General features: G+C 59.4%; 17 protein-coding genes. 14 read left to right on the top strand and 3 right to left on the bottom strand.

The window, feature by feature from the left end; all coding sequences use genetic code 11:
- Nucleotides 1–4 precede the first annotated feature (4 nt).
- Entirely contained in the window at nt 5–541 is a 537-nt protein-coding gene (locus LOY38_RS20385) for an ATP-dependent zinc protease (RefSeq protein WP_258696786.1), read from the bottom strand.
- Nucleotides 542–838: 297 nt separating this feature from the next.
- Between LOY38_RS20385 and LOY38_RS20380 the strand changes: the two genes are divergently transcribed.
- The 6 genes from LOY38_RS20380 (at nt 839) to prpD (ending at nt 9,463) form a co-directional block, all read left to right on the top strand.
- Nucleotides 839–1,561, top strand: a complete 723-nt coding sequence (locus tag LOY38_RS20380; RefSeq protein ID WP_007902102.1) for a GntR family transcriptional regulator — start codon at nt 839–841, stop codon at nt 1,559–1,561.
- On the top strand, nt 1,558–2,448 hold the full coding sequence (gene prpB / locus LOY38_RS20375) for a methylisocitrate lyase (RefSeq protein ID WP_258696785.1): 891 nt from the start codon (nt 1,558–1,560) through the stop codon (nt 2,446–2,448). Before LOY38_RS20380 ends, prpB begins: the two co-directional genes overlap by 4 nt.
- 143 nt (nt 2,449–2,591) lie before the next feature.
- Nucleotides 2,592–3,719, top strand: coding sequence for a 2-methylcitrate synthase (prpC, locus tag LOY38_RS20370; protein WP_258696784.1), 1,128 nt, complete (start codon nt 2,592–2,594; stop codon nt 3,717–3,719).
- 204 nt (nt 3,720–3,923) lie between these two features.
- Nucleotides 3,924–6,521 carry a Fe/S-dependent 2-methylisocitrate dehydratase AcnD gene (gene acnD, locus LOY38_RS20365; RefSeq protein WP_258696783.1) on the top strand — a complete coding sequence of 866 codons (2,598 nt, stop codon included), beginning with the start codon at nt 3,924–3,926 and terminating at the stop codon, nt 6,519–6,521.
- Nucleotides 6,522–6,572: 51 nt separating this feature from the next.
- Nucleotides 6,573–7,775 carry a 2-methylaconitate cis-trans isomerase PrpF gene (gene prpF / locus LOY38_RS20360; protein ID WP_258696782.1) on the top strand — a complete coding sequence of 401 codons (1,203 nt, stop codon included), beginning with the start codon at nt 6,573–6,575 and terminating at the stop codon, nt 7,773–7,775.
- Between the two features lie 203 nt (nt 7,776–7,978).
- On the top strand, nt 7,979–9,463 hold the full coding sequence (gene prpD / locus LOY38_RS20355) for a 2-methylcitrate dehydratase (RefSeq protein WP_258696781.1): 1,485 nt from the start codon (nt 7,979–7,981) through the stop codon (nt 9,461–9,463).
- Between the two features lie 133 nt (nt 9,464–9,596).
- Here prpD and LOY38_RS20350 read toward each other — a convergent pair whose 3' ends face one another.
- On the bottom strand, nt 9,597–10,415 hold the full coding sequence (locus LOY38_RS20350; RefSeq protein ID WP_258696780.1) for a pyruvate, water dikinase regulatory protein: 819 nt from the start codon (nt 10,413–10,415) through the stop codon (nt 9,597–9,599).
- 174 nt (nt 10,416–10,589) lie between these two features.
- On the opposite strand from LOY38_RS20350, the gene ppsA reads away from it, so the two are divergent.
- From ppsA to LOY38_RS20310, 8 genes are all read left to right on the top strand, one after another.
- Nucleotides 10,590–12,965 carry a phosphoenolpyruvate synthase gene (gene ppsA / locus LOY38_RS20345; RefSeq protein ID WP_258696779.1) on the top strand — a complete coding sequence of 792 codons (2,376 nt, stop codon included), beginning with the start codon at nt 10,590–10,592 and terminating at the stop codon, nt 12,963–12,965.
- A 93-nt stretch (nt 12,966–13,058) separates the two neighbouring features.
- Complete coding sequence (locus tag LOY38_RS20340) at nt 13,059–14,048, top strand: lysophospholipase (protein WP_258696778.1); 990 nt, start codon at nt 13,059–13,061, stop codon at nt 14,046–14,048.
- A gap of 192 nt (nt 14,049–14,240) precedes the next feature.
- Nucleotides 14,241–14,732 (top strand): ribonuclease E activity regulator RraA, encoded by a 492-nt coding sequence (gene rraA, locus LOY38_RS20335; protein ID WP_258696777.1) that lies wholly within the window; start codon nt 14,241–14,243, stop codon nt 14,730–14,732.
- Between the two features lie 38 nt (nt 14,733–14,770).
- Nucleotides 14,771–15,766: a zinc transporter ZntB gene (locus tag LOY38_RS20330; protein WP_258696776.1), complete on the top strand. Its 996-nt coding sequence runs from the start codon at nt 14,771–14,773 to the stop codon at nt 15,764–15,766.
- A gap of 63 nt (nt 15,767–15,829) precedes the next feature.
- Nucleotides 15,830–16,078: a hypothetical protein gene (locus tag LOY38_RS20325; RefSeq protein WP_007940635.1), complete on the top strand. Its 249-nt coding sequence runs from the start codon at nt 15,830–15,832 to the stop codon at nt 16,076–16,078.
- A 2-nt stretch (nt 16,079–16,080) separates the two neighbouring features.
- Nucleotides 16,081–16,905 carry a mechanosensitive ion channel family protein gene (locus LOY38_RS20320; RefSeq protein ID WP_007902078.1) on the top strand — a complete coding sequence of 275 codons (825 nt, stop codon included), beginning with the start codon at nt 16,081–16,083 and terminating at the stop codon, nt 16,903–16,905.
- A gap of 86 nt (nt 16,906–16,991) precedes the next feature.
- A complete protein-coding gene (gene sigX / locus LOY38_RS20315; protein ID WP_017337463.1) occupies nt 16,992–17,582 on the top strand; it encodes an RNA polymerase sigma factor SigX in 591 nt (196 codons plus the stop codon).
- A gap of 107 nt (nt 17,583–17,689) precedes the next feature.
- The gene (locus LOY38_RS20310) at nt 17,690–18,724 is read left to right on the top strand and encodes an OmpA family protein (RefSeq protein ID WP_258696775.1); all 1,035 of its coding nucleotides are present in this window, start codon (nt 17,690–17,692) and stop codon (nt 18,722–18,724) included.
- Between the two features lie 168 nt (nt 18,725–18,892).
- Here the strand turns inward: LOY38_RS20310 and cobA are convergent, their stop codons facing one another.
- Complete coding sequence (cobA, locus tag LOY38_RS20305; protein WP_258696774.1) at nt 18,893–19,648, bottom strand: uroporphyrinogen-III C-methyltransferase; 756 nt, start codon at nt 19,646–19,648, stop codon at nt 18,893–18,895.
- Nucleotides 19,649–19,651: the final 3 nt, after the last annotated feature.

Below are 19,651 nucleotides of genomic sequence, written 5' to 3'. Positions count from 1 at the left end.
GGAATTACTCTGCGGTATGTGCGTCGGTGGCGCAGGCAGGTTTGCCAGCAGCGTATTTAAGACTTGGGTCAACCAGCGCGTCGAAGCGCTTGAGCGCCTCGGAGCCGATCAGGAGCGGGTATTGGAAGGCACTGCGGTCGGTCAAGTTCACTTCGATACTGCGTAAAGCCGAACCCATGCAAATATCCAGCTCGATGACCGGACGGGCGGTGTACTTCTTGCCTTCTTCCGGGTCGTAGTCGCCGGCCCGGCGCTTGATCTTGCTGACACGGGCCAGAGGTCGTTCGATCGGGTGCGAATGCGCGGCGTCGATGGCCAGATAGAAACGCACCCAGGATTCGCCATTGCGTTTGAAACGCTTGATGTCGCGGGCGCTCAACGAAGCGGTTTTCGCCCCAGTGTCGAGTTTGGCGGCGACTTCCAGGTTGATGCCGTCCAGCGAAGCGTACTCATTGAGGCCGTACACAGTCTTTTCCCCTGCCGCGGTGAAACCTGACAGGCCAAGAAGACAAAGGAATGTGGTGAAGAGCTTGAGTCTCATAAATCCTGATGCGCAGCGGTCCGTTCTTCAATTCAAGGCCCTGGCATTGCTGCACAAGCTCCCTCGTATGCCTGTCCACTTTTTATGACCGGCAATGCAGATGACAAGCAAATGCGGGCGGCATTCTAGCACGGTGGTTTTATGGCGCCAGCGCTGGCGGGCGGCTATAAACAGGGGGTCTGCTTCGTTATGGTGCGGCCAGTTATTAGACGATTGTCGACAATACCTATTTATCCTTTGACGCAACTGGTCTTATTCGCTAGTTTTTGCCACATTGGTTTTCAAGGTGTCGACAATATGCTGGATCAACTCGATCCCCCGGTCACGGTTCAGGACGACTCGGAAACACTTTCCGAAAATGTCTTCCGACGCATTCAGGCGGCTATCGTCAAGGGTGAGATCGCCCCGGGCAGCAAGATCTCCGAACCGGAGCTGGCGCGCACCTACGGCATCAGTCGCGGGCCGTTGCGTGAGGCGATTCACCGTCTGGAAGGCCAGCGCTTGCTGGTTCGCGTGCCGCACGTCGGGGCGCGGGTGGTGTCGCTGAGCCACGCCGAGCTGCTGGAGCTCTACGAAATTCGCGAGTCCCTGGAAGGCATGGCCTGCCGTCTGGCGGCCGAACGCATGACGGTCGAAGAAATCGACGAACTGCGCCGGGTGCTCGAAACCCATGAGCGCGATGCGGCATTTCAGGCAGGCGTCGGCTATTACCAGCAGGAAGGCGATTTCGACTTTCATTACCGGATCATCCAGGGCAGCGGCAACCGCACCCTGACCCAGATGCTTTGTGGCGAGCTCTATCAGTTGGTGCGCATGTACCGCATCCAGTTTTCCACCACGCCCAATCGGCCGCGCCAGGCGTTTGCCGAGCATCACCGCATTCTTGATGCCATCGCCGACCGTGACGGTGAATTGGCCGAGTTGTTGATGCGCCGTCACATCGGCGCCTCCAAACGCAATATCGCCCGTCACTATCAGGACGGCGCTAACCCGACAGCCACTGAACGAGGTGAGTCATGAGTTCCAGCAAGAGCACTCCAGGCCAGCGTTTCCGCGATGCGGTCGCCAGCGAGCATCCGCTGCAAGTGGTAGGCACGATCAACGCCAACCACGCACTGCTGGCCAAGCGCGCCGGTTTCAAGGCGATTTACCTGTCGGGCGGCGGGGTGGCTGCCGGCTCCCTCGGCGTGCCGGACCTGGGGATTACCGGTCTGGATGACGTGTTGACCGACGTGCGTCGCATCACTGACGTCTGCGACTTGCCACTGTTGGTGGACGTGGACACCGGTTTCGGTTCCTCGGCGTTCAACGTCGCCCGTACCGTGAAGTCGATGATCAAGTTCGGCGCGGCGGCGATTCACATCGAAGACCAGGTTGGCGCCAAGCGCTGCGGTCATCGTCCTAATAAAGAGATCGTCTCGCTGCAGGAGATGGTCGACCGCATCAAAGCGGCCGTCGATGCCCGCACCGATGACAGCTTCGTGATCATGGCCCGCACCGACGCCTTGGCGGTGGAAGGTCTGGAGTCTGCGCTGGAACGCGCGGCCGCGTGCATCGAGGCCGGCGCCGACATGGTGTTCCCGGAAGCGATCACCGAGCTTGAGATGTACAAATTGTTCGCCAGCCGCGTGAAAGCGCCGATCCTGGCCAACATCACCGAGTTCGGCGCGACGCCGCTGTACACCACCGAGCAGCTCGCCGGTGCCGACGTGTCGTTGGTGCTGTACCCGCTGTCGGCGTTCCGCGCGATGAACAAGGCCGCGGAAAACGTCTACACCGCGATCCGCCGCGACGGCACGCAACAGAATGTCATCGACACCATGCAGACGCGCATGGAGCTTTACGATCGTATCGATTACCACACGTTCGAGCAGAAGCTCGATGCGTTGTTTGCCGCGAAGAAATAAAGATCAAGAGATCGCAGCCTTCGGCAGCTCCTACAGAGATGTCGCCAGGCTCGGTCAATGTAGGAGCTGCCGAAGGCTGCGATCTTTTCGGCATCACCCAAAAATTGCAGATTCCCTGACAAATTCAAAAACTGGAGACAGCAATGGCCGAAGCAAAAGTACTCAGTGGCGCCGGGCTCCGTGGCCAGGTGGCCGGGCAAACCGCACTGTCCACCGTGGGCCAGTCGGGCGCCGGCCTGACCTATCGCGGCTACGACGTTCGCGAACTGGCGGCTGACGCACAGTTCGAAGAGGTGGCCTATCTGCTGCTGTACGGCGAACTGCCGACCAAGGCGCAACTCGCTGCCTACACCCAGAAGCTGAGCAAACTGCGTGACCTGCCGCAAGCGCTCAAAGAAGTGCTGGAGCGCATCCCCGTCGACGCCCATCCGATGGACGTGATGCGCACCGGTTGCTCGTTTCTGGGCAACATCGAGCCCGAGCAAGACTTCACCGAACAGCACGACAAAACCGACCGCCTGCTGGCCGCGTTCCCGGCGATCATGTGCTACTGGTATCGCTTCAGTCACGACGGCAAGCGCATCAACTGCGTGACCGACGAAGCCTGCATCGGCGGCCATTTCCTGCACCTGTTGCATGACAAGAAGCCGAGCGAGTTGCACGTCAAGGTGATGAACGTTTCGCTGATTCTCTACGCGGAACACGAGTTCAACGCCTCGACCTTCACCGCCCGGGTGTGTGCCTCGACCCTGTCGGATCTGTATTCCTGCATCACGGCGGCCATCGGCTCCCTGCGCGGCCCGCTGCACGGCGGCGCCAACGAAGCGGCGATGGAAATGATCGAACGCTTCTCGTCGCCTGAAGAGGCGGTCGAGGGCACCCTCGGCATGCTGGCGCGCAAGGACAAGATCATGGGCTTCGGCCACGCGATCTATAAAGACAACGATCCGCGCAATGAGGTGATCAAGGCCTGGTCGAAAAAACTCGCCGACGAAGTGGGCGACACCGTGCTGTTCCCGGTTTCCGAAGCCATCGACGCAACCATGTGGGAACAGAAGAAACTGTTCCCGAACGCCGACTTCTACCATGCCTCGACGTACCACTTCATGGGCATTCCGACCAAGTTGTTCACGCCGATTTTCGTCTGCTCGCGCCTGACCGGCTGGGCGGCCCACGTGTTCGAACAACGTGCCAACAACCGCATCATCCGTCCGAGCGCCGAGTACGTCGGCGTCGAACAGCGCAAGTTCGTGCCAATCGAACAACGCTGACCGGGAGGGCGCCGGCACAGGAACCGGAACAAAACGCAGATCCCTGTGGGAGCGGGCTTGCCCGCGATGACGGACTGACATCCAACATGGATGTCGACTGATACACCGCTATCGCGGGCAAGCCCGCTCCCACAGTGGATTGTGTTTGCTTCAATAGCTGCGCCAGGCCCCACCCTTTGAAACCACCGTGACCGAGTCCTGACGATGAACACAGAATTCCGCAAACCGCTGCCCGGCAGCCACCTGGATTATTTCGACGTCCGTGCGGCGGTCGATGCCATTACGCCTGGCGCCTACGACACCCTGCCGTACACCTCCCGCGTGCTGGCGGAAAACCTTGTGCGTCGCTGCGACCCGGCCACGCTCACCGAATCCCTGAAGCAATTCATCGAGCGCAAACGCGACCTCGACTTCCCGTGGTTTCCGGCCCGCGTGGTGTGCCACGACATTCTGGGGCAGACCGCCCTGGTGGACCTCGCCGGCCTGCGCGACGCCATCGCCCTGCAAGGCGGTGATCCGGCGCAAGTGAACCCGGTGGTGCCGACGCAACTGATCGTCGACCACTCCCTGGCTGTTGAGCGCGGAGGCTTCGATCCTGAGGCGTTCGAAAAGAACCGCGCCATCGAAGACCGTCGCAATGAAGACCGTTTCCACTTCATCAACTGGACCAAAAAGGCGTTCAAGAACGTCGACGTGATCCCGCCGGGCAACGGGATCATGCACCAGATCAATCTGGAGAAAATGTCGCCGGTGATCCAGGTGCGTGACGGCGTGGCCTTCCCTGATACCTGCGTCGGCACCGACAGTCACACCCCGCACGTCGATGCGCTGGGCGTGATCGCCATTGGTGTTGGTGGTCTGGAAGCGGAAAGCGTGATGCTCGGTCGCGCATCGTGGATGCGTCTGCCGGAAAGTGTCGGCGTCGAGCTCACTGGCAAACTGCAGCCGGGCATCACCGCCACCGACATGGTGCTGGCGCTGACCGAATACCTGCGCAAACAAAAAGTCGTCGGCGCGTGGCTGGAATTCTTCGGCGAAGGCGCATCAAACCTGACCCTGGGCGACCGCGCGACCATCTCCAACATGGCTCCGGAATACGGCGCCACGGCGGCGATGTTCTACATCGACCAGCAGACCATCGACTACCTGAAACTCACCGGCCGTGAAGACGAGCAGGTGCAATTGGTCGAGAGCTACGCCAAGACCACGGGCCTGTGGGCCGACAGCCTCAAAGGCGCGCAATACGAGCGCGGGTTGAGCTTCGACCTGTCCTCGGTGGTGCGCAACATGGCAGGTCCAAGCAACCCGCACGCCCGTGTCGCCACGTCCGATCTCGCGGCGCAAGGCATCTCCGGCCAGTGGGACGACGTGCCCGGCCAAATGCCGGACGGCGCGGTGATCATCGCCGCCATCACCAGTTGCACCAACACCAGCAACCCGCGCAACGTCATTGCCGCAGGCCTGCTGGCGCGCAATGCCAACAAGCTCGGGCTGGCCCGCAAACCGTGGGTCAAATCGTCCCTGGCGCCGGGCTCGAAAACTGTGGCGCTGTACCTGGACGAAGCGGGCCTGACCACCGAGCTGGAGCAACTCGGCTTCGGCGTCGTGGCTTTCGCCTGCACCACGTGCAATGGCATGTCCGGCGCGCTGGACCCGGTGATCCAACAGGAAATCATCGACCGCGATCTGTATGCCACGGCAGTGCTGTCCGGTAACCGCAACTTCGACGGGCGGATTCACCCGTACGCCAAAAACGCGTTCCTGGCTTCGCCGCCATTGGTGGTGGCTTACGCCATCGCTGGCACCATCCGTTTCGACATCGAAAAAGATGTGCTGGGCCTGGACGCGAACGGCAAGGAAATCCGCCTGAAAGACATCTGGCCGAGCGACGAAGAGATCGACGCGGTGGTGAAAGCTTCGGTCAAACCGGAGCAATTCCGTCAGGTGTACATCCCGATGTTCGCCATCCACGAAGACACCGGTCCGAAGGTCACGCCGCTGTATGACTGGCGCGAGATGAGCACCTACATCCGCCGTCCGCCGTACTGGGAGGGCGCGCTGGCCGGGGCGCGTCCGCTCAAAGGCATGCGCCCGCTGGCGGTGCTGCCGGACAACATCACCACCGATCACCTGTCGCCGTCCAACGCGATCATGCTCGACAGCGCGGCGGGCGAATACCTGGCGAAAATGGGCCTGCCGGAAGAGGACTTCAACTCTTATGCAACGCACCGCGGTGACCACCTGACCGCGCAACGCGCAACCTTCGCCAACCCGAAACTGTTCAACGAAATGGTTCAGGAAAACGGCAAGGTCAAGCAGGGTTCTCTCGCTCGCGTCGAGCCGGAAGGCAAAGTGATGCGCATGTGGGAAGCCATCGAAACCTACATGGAACGCAAGCAGCCGCTGATCATTATTGCTGGCGCGGACTACGGCCAGGGTTCGTCCCGGGACTGGGCGGCCAAAGGCGTGCGCCTGGCGGGTGTGGAAGCGATTGCCGCTGAAGGTTTCGAGCGCATCCACCGCACCAACCTGGTGGGCATGGGCGTGTTGCCGCTGGAGTTCAAACCGGGCACCGACCGCAAGACATTGGGCATCGATGGCAGCGAAACCTACGACGTGATCGGTGAGCGCACTCCGCGCGCCGAACTGACGCTGGTGATCAACCGCAAGAACGGCGAGCGCGTCGAAGTGCCGGTGACCTGCCGCCTCGACACCGCCGAAGAAGTCTCGATCTACGAGGCCGGCGGCGTGTTGCAGCGTTTCGCTCAAGACTTCCTCGAAGAATCGGCGGTTGCCGTTTAACACGACGAGCCGCGCGGGATCTTGAGTCCCGCGCTGGCCTACAGGATCAATATGGCTCACGCATCTCAAATTGCACCGCAGATCAAGATCCCCGCCACCTATATGCGTGGCGGCACCAGCAAAGGCGTGTTCTTCAGCCTGCAAGACTTGCCCGAAGCGGCACAAATTCCAGGGCCGGCTCGCGATGCGTTATTGCTGCGGGTGATCGGCAGCCCCGATCCGTACGAAAAGCAAATCGACGGCATGGGTGGTGCGACATCCAGCACCAGCAAAACCGTGATCTTGTCGAAAAGCATCAAGGCCGATCACGACGTCGATTACCTGTTCGGTCAGGTCTCCATCGACAAGCCCTTCGTCGATTGGAGCGGTAACTGCGGCAACCTGTCGGCGGCGGTCGGTTCGTTCGCCATCAGCAACGGCCTGGTGGACGCCAGCCGCATTCCGCACAACGGTGTGGCGGTAGTGCGCGTGTGGCAGGCCAACATTGGCAAGACCATCATCGCCCATGTGCCGATCACCAACGGTGAGGTCCAGGAAACCGGCGACTTCGAACTCGACGGCGTGACTTTTCCGGCGGCCGAAGTGCAGCTCGAATTCATGGACCCGGCGGCGGAAGAAGAGGGGGGCGGTGGTTCGATGTTCCCCACCGGCAATCTGGTGGATGACCTCGAAGTGCCGGGCGTCGGTACGCTCAAGGCCACCCTGATCAACGCCGGCATCCCGACGATTTTCATCAACGCCGAAGACATCGGCTACACCGGCACCGAGTTGCAGGGCGCGATCAACGGCGACCTGAAAGCCCTGGCGATGTTCGAAACCATCCGCGCTTACGGCGCGCTGCGCATGGGGCTGATCCAGCACCTGGACGAAGCCGCCAAGCGTCAGCACACACCGAAGGTGGCGTTCGTCGCCATGCCGGCGGATTACGTCGCCTCCAGCGGCAAGGCGATTGCGGCAACCGACGTCGATTTGCTGGTGCGCGCGCTGTCCATGGGCAAACTGCACCACGCGATGATGGGCACGGCAGCAGTGGCCATCGGCACGGCGGCGGCGATTTCCGGCACGCTGGTCAACCTGGCGGCGGGCGGCATCGAGCGCAACGCTGTACGCTTCGGTCATCCGTCCGGCACCTTGCGCGTGGGCGCAGAGGCCAGCCAGGTGAACGGCGAGTGGACCGTGAAAAAAGCCATCATGAGCCGCAGTGCGCGGGTGTTGATGGAAGGTTACGTCCGTGTGCCGGGTGATTCTTTCTAATCCCGACACAGAGCCAATGTGGGAGCGAGCCTGCTCGCGAAGAGGCCATGACATTCAGCATCAATGTTGCCTGTCACACCACCTTCGCGAGCAGGCTCGCTCCCACAGTTGATCTCGATTACCAAAATAAGAAAGTAGCGACTGACTGAGATTTAACCTGAACCGAGGTCCCATCAGCGAACCACTGACCGAGTGAATCAAACATGAGCGCCAACGTCGATCTGAACGACCGCCCCGACTACGACACAGTCCTGCAGGACATCGCCAACTACGTCCTCAATTTCAAAATCCAATCTTCAGAGGCGCTTGATACCGCCCGCAACTGCCTGATGGACACCCTCGGCTGCGGTCTGTTGGCCCTGCGTTTTCCCGAGTGCACCAAACACCTGGGGCCGATCGTCGAAGGCACGGTCGTGCCTTTCGGTGCGCGCGTGCCGGGTACGAGTTATCGTCTCGATCCGGTCAAGGCCGCGTGGGACATCGGTTGCATCGTCCGCTGGCTCGATTACAACGACACCTGGCTCGCTGCTGAATGGGGGCATCCGTCCGACAACCTGGGCGGTATTCTCGCGGTGGCCGATCACCTGTCGCAAAAATATTTGGCCAATGGCGACGCACCGTTGACCGTTCGCGCAGTGCTGGAAGCCATGATCATGGCTCACGAGATTCAAGGTGTTATCGCCCTGGAAAATTCGTTCAATCGCGTTGGCCTCGATCACGTGATTCTGGTGAAAGTCGCCTCGACCGCCGTCACCGCCAAACTCATGGGCGCCAACCGCGAGCAACTGCTGTCGGCGTTGTCCCACGCGTTTGCCGACGGCCAGGCGCTGCGCACTTACCGGCATGCGCCGAATGCCGGGTCGCGAAAGTCCTGGGCGGCAGGGGATGCGTCCAGCCGTGGTGTGCGTCTGGCGGACATCGCTATGCGTGGTGAAATGGGCATCCCCGGCGTACTGACCGCCAAACAATGGGGGTTCTACGATGTGCTGTTCAGCCACACCAACAACGACCTGGCGCTCAAGCCTGAAGACAAACGTGCCTTCAGCTTTTCCCGGCCGTTCGGCAGCTACGTGATGGAAAACGTGCTGTTCAAGATCAGCTTTCCCGCCGAGTTCCATGCGCAAACGGCCTGCGAGGCCGCCGTCACCCTGCACCCGCTGGTCAGAAACCGCCTGCACGAAATCGACAAAATTGTCATCACCACCCACGAATCGGCGATCCGCATCATCTCCAAGGTCGGCCCTCTGGCAAATGCCGCGGACCGCGATCACTGCATCCAGTACATGACCGCCGTACCGCTGGCCTTCGGCGATCTGGTGGCCGAGCAGTACGAAGACGATTTCCACGTCGCACATCCGATCATCGACGTGCTGCGCGACAAAATGGTCATCGTCGAAGACCCGCGCTTCACTCGCGAATACCTGGAGCCGGACAAACGCTCCATCGCCAATGCGCTGCAGGTGTTTTTCAAGGACGGCTCCAGCACCGAAAACGTGGTAGTGGAGTACCCGATTGGCCATCGTCGTCGCCGCACCGATGGTATCCCGCTGCTGGAAGACAAGTTCAAGGCCAATCTGGCAACGCGCTTCACGGCTCAGCGAAGTGCCGAGATCTTTGCGTTGTGCAAGGACCAGGTTGCGCTTGAGGCAACGCCGGTGAACCGGTTTGTGGATTTGTTTGTAATTTGAGGGACCGCGTTATCGTTCAATCGCGGGCAAGCCCGCTCCCACAGGTTCTCCATTGTTTGCAAATGTTGCATTCAACACAGAACCCTGTGGGAGCGGGCTTGCCCGCGATGGCGGTGGAACAGGCGCCGAAAATCTACTTGAACCGCCGCTCCACACCTTTCTCCACCAGAATCTTCGCCGAGATCTCTTCCACCGAGAAATGCGTGGAATTGATGTGGGGAATGTTCTCGCGTCGAAACAGATTCTCCACCTCGCGCACTTCGAATTCGCACTGGGCGTAGCTCGAGTAGCGGCTGTTGGGCTTGCGTTCGTTGCGGATGGCGGTGAGGCGGTCCGGGTCGATGGTCAGGCCGAACAGCTTGTGCTGATGGGCGCGCAGGGCGGTCGGCAGTTGCAGGCGCTCCATGTCGTCTTCGGTCAGCGGGTAATTGGCCGCGCGGATACCGAATTGCATGGCCATGTACAAACACGTCGGTGTTTTGCCGCATCGCGACACGCCTACTAGTATCAGGTCAGCTTTGTCGTAATAGTGGGTGCGGGCGCCATCGTCATTGTCGAGGGCGAAGTTCACCGCCTCGATCCGCTCCATGTAATTGGAGTTGCCACCGATGGAGTGGGATTTGCCGACGGTGTAGGAAGAATGCTCGGTCAGTTCCTGTTCAAGGGGCGCCAGGAAGGTCGAGAAAATGTCGATCATGAAGCCATTCGAGGTCGCGAGGATCTCACGAATGTCCTGATTGACAATGGTGTCGAAAATAATCGGACGAAAACCATCGTTTTCGGCGGCTTTGTTGATTTGTTGTACCATGGCCCGCGCTTTATCCGCGTTGTCGATGTAGGGCCGCGTGATTTTGCTGAAGGTAATGTTTTCGAACTGCGCCAGCAGGCTTTGGCCGAGGGTTTCGGCGGTAATGCCCGTGCCATCGGAGATAAAGAAAGCAGATCGTTTCATTTGCACCTTGGGCCTTAAGCTAGTGACGATTCTTGGATATAGTAGGCGCGATTTGTCGGCCGCCAATGGCCCGCATTCTCACTTATTTTCCAGGTCCAGGCCATACAGCCGGCAAATGCTCCCCCGAGTCGCCGGCTTCTGAGCTTTTCCAACACAGTTAGTGGAGAGATCACCTTGGTAGAGTACGTAGTTTCCCTCGATAAGCTCGGCGTCCATGATGTAGAGCATGTGGGGGGCAAGAACGCATCCCTGGGCGAGATGATCAGTAACCTTGCAGGTGCCGGTGTATCGGTGCCCGGTGGCTTCGCCACGACAGCTCAGGCTTATCGTGATTTTCTGGAACTGAGCGGCCTGAACGATCAGATCCACGCTGCCCTCGACGCCCTGGACGTCGATGATGTAAACGCCCTTGCCAAGACCGGCGCCCAGATCCGTCAATGGATCATGGAAGCCGAGTTCCCCGAGAAGCTCAACGCCGAGATCCGCACCGCGTTCGCCACGCTGTCGGCCGGCAACCCTGACATGGCCGTGGCCGTGCGCTCTTCCGCTACCGCCGAAGACCTGCCGGACGCTTCCTTCGCCGGTCAGCAGGAAACCTTCCTGAACATCCGTGGTGTCGAAAACGTCATTCGCGCCGCCAAGGAAGTGTTCGCTTCCCTGTTCAACGACCGTGCGATTTCCTACCGTGTCCACCAGGGCTTCGATCACAAGCTGGTAGCCCTGTCGGCCGGCGTGCAGCGCATGGTCCGCTCCGAAACCGGCACCGCCGGCGTGATGTTCACCCTCGATACCGAATCGGGCTTCCGTGACGTGGTGTTCATCACCGGCGCCTACGGCCTGGGTGAAACCGTCGTACAAGGCGCGGTGAACCCGGATGAATTCTATGTTCACAAAGGCACGCTGGAAGCCGGTCGGCCGGCCATTCTGCGTCGCAACCTGGGCAGCAAAGCCATCAAGATGATTTACGGCGAAGTGGCCACGGCCGGTAAATCGGTCAAGACCATCGACGTGGACAAAGCCGATCGGGCGCGTTTCTGCCTGAGCGACGCCGAAGTCAGCGAGCTGGCCAAACAAGCGATGATCATCGAGAAGCACTACAAGTGCCCGATGGACATCGAATGGGCCAAAGACGGTGACGACGGCAAGCTGTACATCGTTCAAGCTCGCCCTGAAACCGTGAAGAGCCGCACCCAGGCCAACGTCATGGAACGTTACCTGTTGAAAGAGACCGGCACCGTGCTGGTTGAAGGTCGCGCCATCGGCCAGCGTATCGGCGCTGGCAAGGTGCGGATCATCAAGGACGTGTCCGAGATGGACAAAGTCCAGCCGGGCGACGTTCTGGTTTCCGACATGACCGACCCGGACTGGGAACCGGTCATGAAGCGCGCCAGCGCCATCGTCACCAACCGTGGCGGCCGTACCTGCCACGCGGCGATCATCGCTCGCGAGCTGGGCATCCCGGCAGTGGTCGGTTGCGGCAACGCCACCCAGCTGTTGAAAGACGGCCAGGGCGTGACCGTTTCCTGCGCTGAAGGCGACACCGGTTACATCTTCGAAGGCGAGCTTGGTTTCGACATCAAGAAAAACTCCGTGGATGCCATGCCGGATCTGCCGTTCAAGATCATGATGAACGTCGGCAACCCGGACCGCGCCTTCGACTTCGCGCAGCTGCCGAACGCCGGTGTGGGCCTGGCCCGTCTGGAATTCATCATCAACCGCATGATCGGTGTGCACCCCAAAGCACTGTTGAACTACGACGGCCTGCCGCAGGAAATCAAGGACAGCGTCGACAAGCGCATTGCCGGTTACAACGACCCGGTCGGCTTCTACGTCGAGAAACTGGTCGAGGGCATCAGCACCCTGGCGGCAGCGTTCTGGCCGAAAAAGGTCATCGTGCGTCTGTCGGACTTCAAGTCCAACGAATACGCGAACCTGATCGGCGGCAAACTCTACGAGCCGGAAGAAGAGAACCCGATGCTGGGCTTCCGAGGCGCTTCGCGTTACATCAGCGAATCGTTCCGTGACTGCTTCGAGCTCGAATGCCGCGCCCTCAAGCGCGTGCGTAACGAGATGGGCCTGACCAACGTTGAAATCATGGTGCCGTTCGTTCGTACTCTGGGCGAAGCGAGCCAGGTGGTCGATCTGCTGGCCGAAAACGGTCTGGCCCGTGGCGACAACGGTCTGCGCGTGATCATGATGTGCGAACTGCCGTCCAACGCGATCCTGGCTGAAGAGTTCCTCGAGTTCTTCGACGGTTTCTCCATCGGCTCCAACGACCTGACCCAGCTCACCCTGGGCCTGGACCGTGACTCTGGGATCATCGCGCACCTGTTCGACGAGCGTAATCCTGCGGTCAAGAAGCTGCTGGCCAACGCAATTCAGGCTTGCAACAAGGCGGGCAAGTACATCGGCATTTGCGGTCAGGGCCCTTCGGACCACCCGGACCTGGCCAAGTGGCTGATGGAGCAGGGCATCGAAAGCGTTTCGTTGAACCCCGATTCCGTACTGGAAACCTGGTTCTTCCTGGCTGAAGGTCAGGCTTCGGCCTGATTCGTGAATGAAGCCTCGGTCAAGTGGCCGAGGCTTTAAGATTCAAGTAGGGCGGGCTCCGTTGGATGCCGCCCTTTTTTGTGCAAGAGCATTATGCAAAGCAGCAGCAACCTATTTCCTGTCGCCCTGATCAGCGCCGAGCGGCGCGGCGATCTGAGCGAAGACGTCTATCGTTTGAAACCCGGCAACAGCCCCGACGGCACCGTCGAACTGGCTGTGACGCGCCTGGGCCTGGCCGACGAGCCAGCGGTGCGTGGCGTGCCGGTGATTCTGTTGCACGGCAGCTTTTCCAATCGACGGTTCTGGTTCTCTCCCAAAGGTCTGGGCCTGGGCGCTTATCTGACGCGCCTGGGATTTGATGTGTGGATTCCGGAAATGCGCGGTCACGGCTTGTCTCAGCGCAATCAGGGCTATCGTCAGAACCGCGTCGCCGACTATGCGCGTTACGATTTGCCGGCCATTGGCGCGTTCGTGCGCGAGCAAAGCGGCCAGGTCCCACACTGGATCGGTCACTCGCTGGGTGGCATTACACTGGCGGCGGCGCTGGGTGGGGAATACATCGGCGAGCCTGTTGTTGCGTCTGCGGCGTTCTTCGGCACGCAGGTCAGCCGTACCTACTGGCCGTTGAAGTTTCCACCGGTGGAGTGGAGCGGGCGCTTCATTCTCAAGCGGTTTGCCCAGCTGTCGGGTTCACGCCTCAAGCGCGGCCCGGAGGACGAGCCGATTGGCCTGGCCCTGGAAAGCATGCGCTGGTACGGGCTGTTCGGCCGTTTTGGCGATGCCGACAAGGACTGGTGGGCGGGTTTGGCCGAGGTTCAGTTGCCAGTGCTGGCCGTGAGCGCCGCGGGCGATCATCAAGACCCGACGTGGGCCTGCCACAAGCTGTTCGATCAGGTCGGCTCCGAGCACAAGCAATTCATCACCCTTGGCCGCGAGCAAGGCTTTGGCGATAATTTCGGTCATGTGGAAATGCTGGTCAGCAAGGCTGCGCAGACTGAAGTCTGGCCGTTGGTGGCGCGTTGGCTGGCGGATCAACAGACGCCTTTGCTGGGTGGTACGCCGGATTTGGCCACAGCGATTTGAGCTTGATGCTCTAAAAAGGGCATTTCGCTCTGATCGGCTTGCGGCTAAGATGTGACGAATTTAGAGGTTTTGGTCACTTTTGGTGGCCGATTCGGCCGCTATGTTCGTGCAAGCGGAGCGATTTACAGTCGTCCAGTCTCGGGCCGAGTATGCTGCATACTCGATTGTCTTCCTTTTTACAGGAGTTTCTCGATGAACCATTACCTCACGCCTGACCTGTGCGATGCCTACCCGGAGCTGGTGCAGGTGCTGGAACCGATGTTCAGCAATTTTGGCGGCCGTGATTCTTTCGGCGGCGAAATCGTGACCGTCAAATGTTTCGAAGATAACTCGCTGGTCAAGGAACAAGTCGAGCTCAAGGGCAACGGTAAGGTGCTGGTGGTCGACGGTGGCGGTTCCCTGCGCCGCGCGCTGCTGGGCGACATGCTGGCCGAGAAAGCCGCGAAGAACGGTTGGGAAGGGCTGGTGATCTACGGTTGCATCCGCGACGTCGACGTCATTGCGCAAACCGATCTGGGGGTTCAGGCCCTGGCCAGTCATCCGATGAAAACCGACAGGCGCGGTGTCGGTGAACTCAACGTTGCCGTGACCTTCGCAGGCGTGACCTTTCACCCGGGCCACTACGTTTATGCGGACAACAATGGCGTGATCATCTCGCCAAGCCCGCTTGCGATGCCTGAATAAAGCACTGCCAGCTTTTTGTTTCAAGAATAGGGGTGAGGATGTTCGAGGAAGAAAACGCGCAGTGGGGGCTGGTGCATGCCCTGGTGCTGGATGGTAAAGGCGGTGCGCGTTCGATAGCCCGGACTGAACTCGATGACTTGCAGCTGCAGGCCCATGAAAGCCTGTGGCTGCACTGGGATCGCAGCCACCCGCAAACCCAGACCTGGCTGCGTAAGTCCAGCGGTTTGAGTGAATTCAGTTGCGACTTGTTGTTGGAAGAGAACACTCGGCCGCGTCTTTTGCCGCTGCCGGACTCCGAACTGCTGCTGTTTCTGCGCGGGATCAACCTGAACCCGGGCGCGGAGCCGGAAGACATGGTCTCGGTGCGGATCTTCGGTTCGGCCCAGCGGGTGATCTCCCTGCGTCTGCGGCCGTTGCGCGCCACCGATGAGTTGCTGGTGCAACTGGCCGAAGGCAAAGGGCCGAGAACTGCTTCCGAATTGATCCTTTATATGGCGCAGTACCTCACTAATAAAGTGCAGGATCTGGTCAGCTGCCTCTCGGAAATCGTCGATGAGGAAGAAGAAAAGCTGGATGCCGACGAACGGTATACACCGGAGCATGGGGCCGTTTTGCAGATCCGTCGCAGGGCGGCCGCGCTGAAACGTTTTCTGGCACCGCAGCGGGATATTTTCGGGCAACTGACCCGGATAAAACTGTCGTGGTTCGTCGAAGACGATGGCGATTACTGGAACGAATTGAACAACAGCCTGACCCGTTATCTCGAGGAGCTGGAATTGACCCGGGAGCGCGTGGGGCTGGTCCTGGAGACCGAAGACCGACGTCTGAGCGTGCGTATGAACCGCACGATGTACCGCTTCGGGATCATCACCGGGATCTTTTTGCCGATGAGTTTTCTGACCGGTCTTTTGGGGATTAACGTCGGCGGCATTCCGTTCTCTACCAGCCCTTATGGCTTCCTGATCGCATGCTTGGTGGCGGGCTTGGTAGCGCTGGGGCAGTGGTGGCTATTCCGACGTTTGCGCTGGTTCTGATGATGAGTCATGTGACCCGACCAAATTTGACCGCGTCTTTCACAGATATCACGAGAGGTGCGTATGCACGATCCGTTTGAACAGTCTTTGCGTGACATGCTCAAAGCCTCGCCGTCCAGCCGTGACGACGATGCCTGCCTGGGTCGCGTGCTGAAAACCGCCAACCGCCAGGTCGGTGCCGGCGATCTGTTCAGCCTGCTGGGCCGTTGGCTGCCCGCGCTGATGATCGCCCTGAATAACGGATCGGCCCATGTCGCGCCGGTTTCTCGTCTGCGCAAACCTACCGCTCGCACTGCTGATAAGGCTGATTGAATATGGAACTTGACCTCTGGACTCAGAGCCTCGTCACTGCAATGACTGCGTTGTGGACCAAAGTTGCGAACTTCATTCCGAACCTGTTCGGCGCACTGGTTGTGCTGCTGCTGGGTTTTGTCGTGGCCAAGCTGCTGGACACGCTACTCTCCAAATTGCTCGCCAAACTGGGCCTCGATCGCTTGATGGGCGGTACCGGGCTGACCAAACTGTTGTCGCGTGCCGGCCTTCAGGTGCCTATCTCGACATTGATCGGCAAGATCGTTTATTGGTTCGTTCTGCTGATTTTTCTGGTTTCAGCCGCAGAATCACTTGGACTTGAGCGAGTTTCGGCTACGCTGGACATGTTGGCGCTGTATTTGCCGAAAGTATTTGGCGCGGCGCTGGTGCTGCTGGTGGGTGTCTTGCTGGCGCAGCTGGCCAATGGGCTGGTGCGCGGCGCGGCGGAAGGCGTAGGGCTTGATTACGCCGCGGGCCTGGGGCGAATTGCCCAGGGCCTGGTGATCATCATCAGTATTTCGGTTGCGATCAGCCAGTTGGAGGTCAAGACTGACCTGCTCAACCATGTGATCGTGATCGTATTGATTACCGTTGGTCTGGCGGTTGCGCTGGCCATGGGGTTGGGAAGCCGGGAAATTGCCGGTCAGATTCTTGCGGGAATCTATGTGCGTGAGTTGTATCAGGTTGGGCAACAAGTGCGAGTTGGCGAGGTCGAAGGTCAGATCGAAGAGATCGGGACGGTGAAAACCACCGTGCTGACCGACGAGGGTGAGCTAGTCTCTCTCTCGAATCGGATTCTCCTGGAGCAGCATGTGAGTAGCCGCTAACCCGGCAAATCCTGCTAATGTATGCCGCCGCAAAATGCCCTGAGGGGCTGCGGCGGACATTGACCTGACTGTCGGCCCGACTTGTTTTGAATAAAGCTCAATCGCTCTCCACGCGCTACGACCCCCGCGAGCTCTCTGATGAGGAGTTGGTCGCGCGCTCGCACACCGAGCTGTTTCACGTAACGCGCGCCTATGAAGAACTGATGCGGCGTTACCAGCGAACATTATTTAACGTTTGTGCACGATATCTGGGGAACGATCGTGATGCAGATGATGTCTGTCAGGAAGTGATGTTGAAGGTGCTGTACGGCCTGAAGAACTTCGAGGGCAAATCGAAGTTCAAGACGTGGCTCTACAGCATCACGTACAACGAGTGCATCACGCAGTATCGGAAAGAACGGCGAAAGCGTCGCTTGATGGACGCTTTGAGTCTGGACCCCCTCGAGGAAGCGTCTGAAGAAAAGGCGCCGAAACCCGAGGAGAAGGGCGGACTTGATCGCTGGCTGGTGTATGTGAACCCGATTGACCGTGAAATTCTGGTGCTACGATTTGTCGCAGAGCTGGAGTTTCAGGAGATCGCAGACATCATGCACATGGGTTTGAGTGCGACAAAAATGCGGTACAAGCGCGCTCTAGACAAATTGCGTGAGAAATTTGCAGGCATTGCTGAAACTTAGTTCGGCGCAAATTTCTCTTGCGTGTAGGCAAGTTCTGATAGACTTGCCGCCGAGTTGTCCCCCGGTTTGCGGGACTGCTTCACAATCACCAGATGGGGATTTAACGGATGAAACTGAAAAACACCTTGGGCTTGGCCATTGGTACTCTCATTGCCGCCACTTCGTTCGGCGCTCTGGCACAAGGCCAAGGCGCAGTTGAAATCGAAGGCTTCGCCAAGAAAGAACAGTACGACAGCGATCGTGACTTCAAGAACAACGGCAACCTGTTCGGCGCTTCTGTCGGCTACTTCATTACTGACGACGTTGAAGTGCGTCTGGCCTACGACGAAGTGCACAACGTGCGCTCCGACGACGGTCGTAACATCAAGGGCGCGGACACCGCTCTGGATGCTTTGTACCACTTCAACAACCCGGGCGACATGATCCGTCCTTACGTTTCCGCAGGTTTCTCGGACCAGAGCATTGGCCAGAACGGCGGTGGCGGTCGTAACCGTTCCACTTTCGCCAACGTTGGCGGCGGTGCCAAGTTGTACTTCACCGAGAACTTCTACGCCCGTGCCGGCGTTGAAGCTCAGTACAACATCGACCAGGGCGACACCGAGTGGGCTCCAAGCGTCGGTATCGGTGTGAACTTCGGTGGCGGCTCCAAGCCTGCTGCTGCTCCAGTTCCAGCACCAGCTGAAGTTTGCTCCGACAGCGACAACGATGGCGTTTGCGACAACGTTGACAAGTGCCCGGACACCCCGGCCAACGTAACTGTTGACGCTGATGGCTGCCCAGCAGTTGCTGAAGTTGTTCGTGTTGAGCTGGACGTGAAATTCGACTTCAACAAGTCGGTAGTCAAGCCTAACAGCTACGGCGACATCAAGAACCTGGCTGACTTCATGAAGCAGTACCCATCCACCACTACTGTTGTTGAAGGTCACACTGACTCCGTCGGTCCTGACGCTTACAACCAGAAACTGTCCGAGCGCCGTGCAAACGCCGTTAAGCAAGTTCTGACCAACCAGTACGGTGTTCAATCGTCCCGCGTTCAGTCTGTTGGCTACGGCGAATCCCGCCCAGTAGCTGACAACGCCACTGACGCTGGCCGTGCTGTAAACCGTCGCGTAGAAGCGAAGGTTGAAGCTAACGCTAAGTAATTAGCTCGCAGCTCTGGAAAAGCCCGGCTCAGGCCGGGCTTTTCTTTGTCTGCGATTTGGGTTTCAGCGAGGGTTTTCGGTGTTTCGTAAAGATCGCAGCCTTCGGCAGCTCCTACAGGGATCGCATTTCAAATGTAGGAGCTGCCGAAGGCTGCGATCTTTTAGTTTCTACAGGGATGAGAACCGAACCAATGCAGGCTGCGATCTTTTGATCTCATCACAGGCCGCCACAGCGCCGATTACCAGGATCGCCGGGCTTTTCAGCTGGAAGCTATGGGCATCGTCCTCCATGGCTGTCAGGTCGCTCCGACATTCCCGTTGGTGCGGCAGGGAAGCATTTTCGATCATCGCCACGGGTGTATTGGCAGCCATACCGCCGGCCAGCAGTTGCTCGCGAATTTCACTGAGCTTCGCCACGCCCATGTAGATCACCAGCGTGGTGCCCCCTTGAGCCAGGGCCTGCCAATTCAGAGTGCTGTCATCCTGAGTGTGCGCCGTGACCAGTGTCACGCCACGCGCGACGCCCCTCAGCGTCAGGGGGATATCGCATTGGGTCGCGCCGGCAAGACCCGCCGTGATGCCATTGACCAGCTCAACCTCGACACCGCGCTCGCGTAGCCACTGCGCTTCTTCACCGCCACGCCCGAAGATGCACGGATCGCCACCCTTGAGGCGCACCACGCATTTGCCGTGGCGGGTATAGCGCAACATCAGGCGATGAATGAATGCCTGAGGCGTGGAGCGACAGCCGCCGCGCTTACCCACAGGAATAATTCGCGCGCTTGGGCAATGCTCCAGTACCGCGTCATTGACCAGATCGTCGATCAGCACCACGTCCGCTTCGCGCAACGCTCGAACCGCCTTGAGGGTCAGCAATTCAGGGTCGCCGGGACCCGCACCCACCAGCCAGACTTTTGCGCTCATAGT

It is taken from the genome of Pseudomonas sp. B21-015, from assembly GCF_024749285.1.
Classification (GTDB): Bacteria; Pseudomonadota; Gammaproteobacteria; order Pseudomonadales; family Pseudomonadaceae; genus Aquipseudomonas.
Note: the sequence above shows the minus strand (reverse complement) of the source record. Positions and strands in the feature narration are given on the sequence as shown.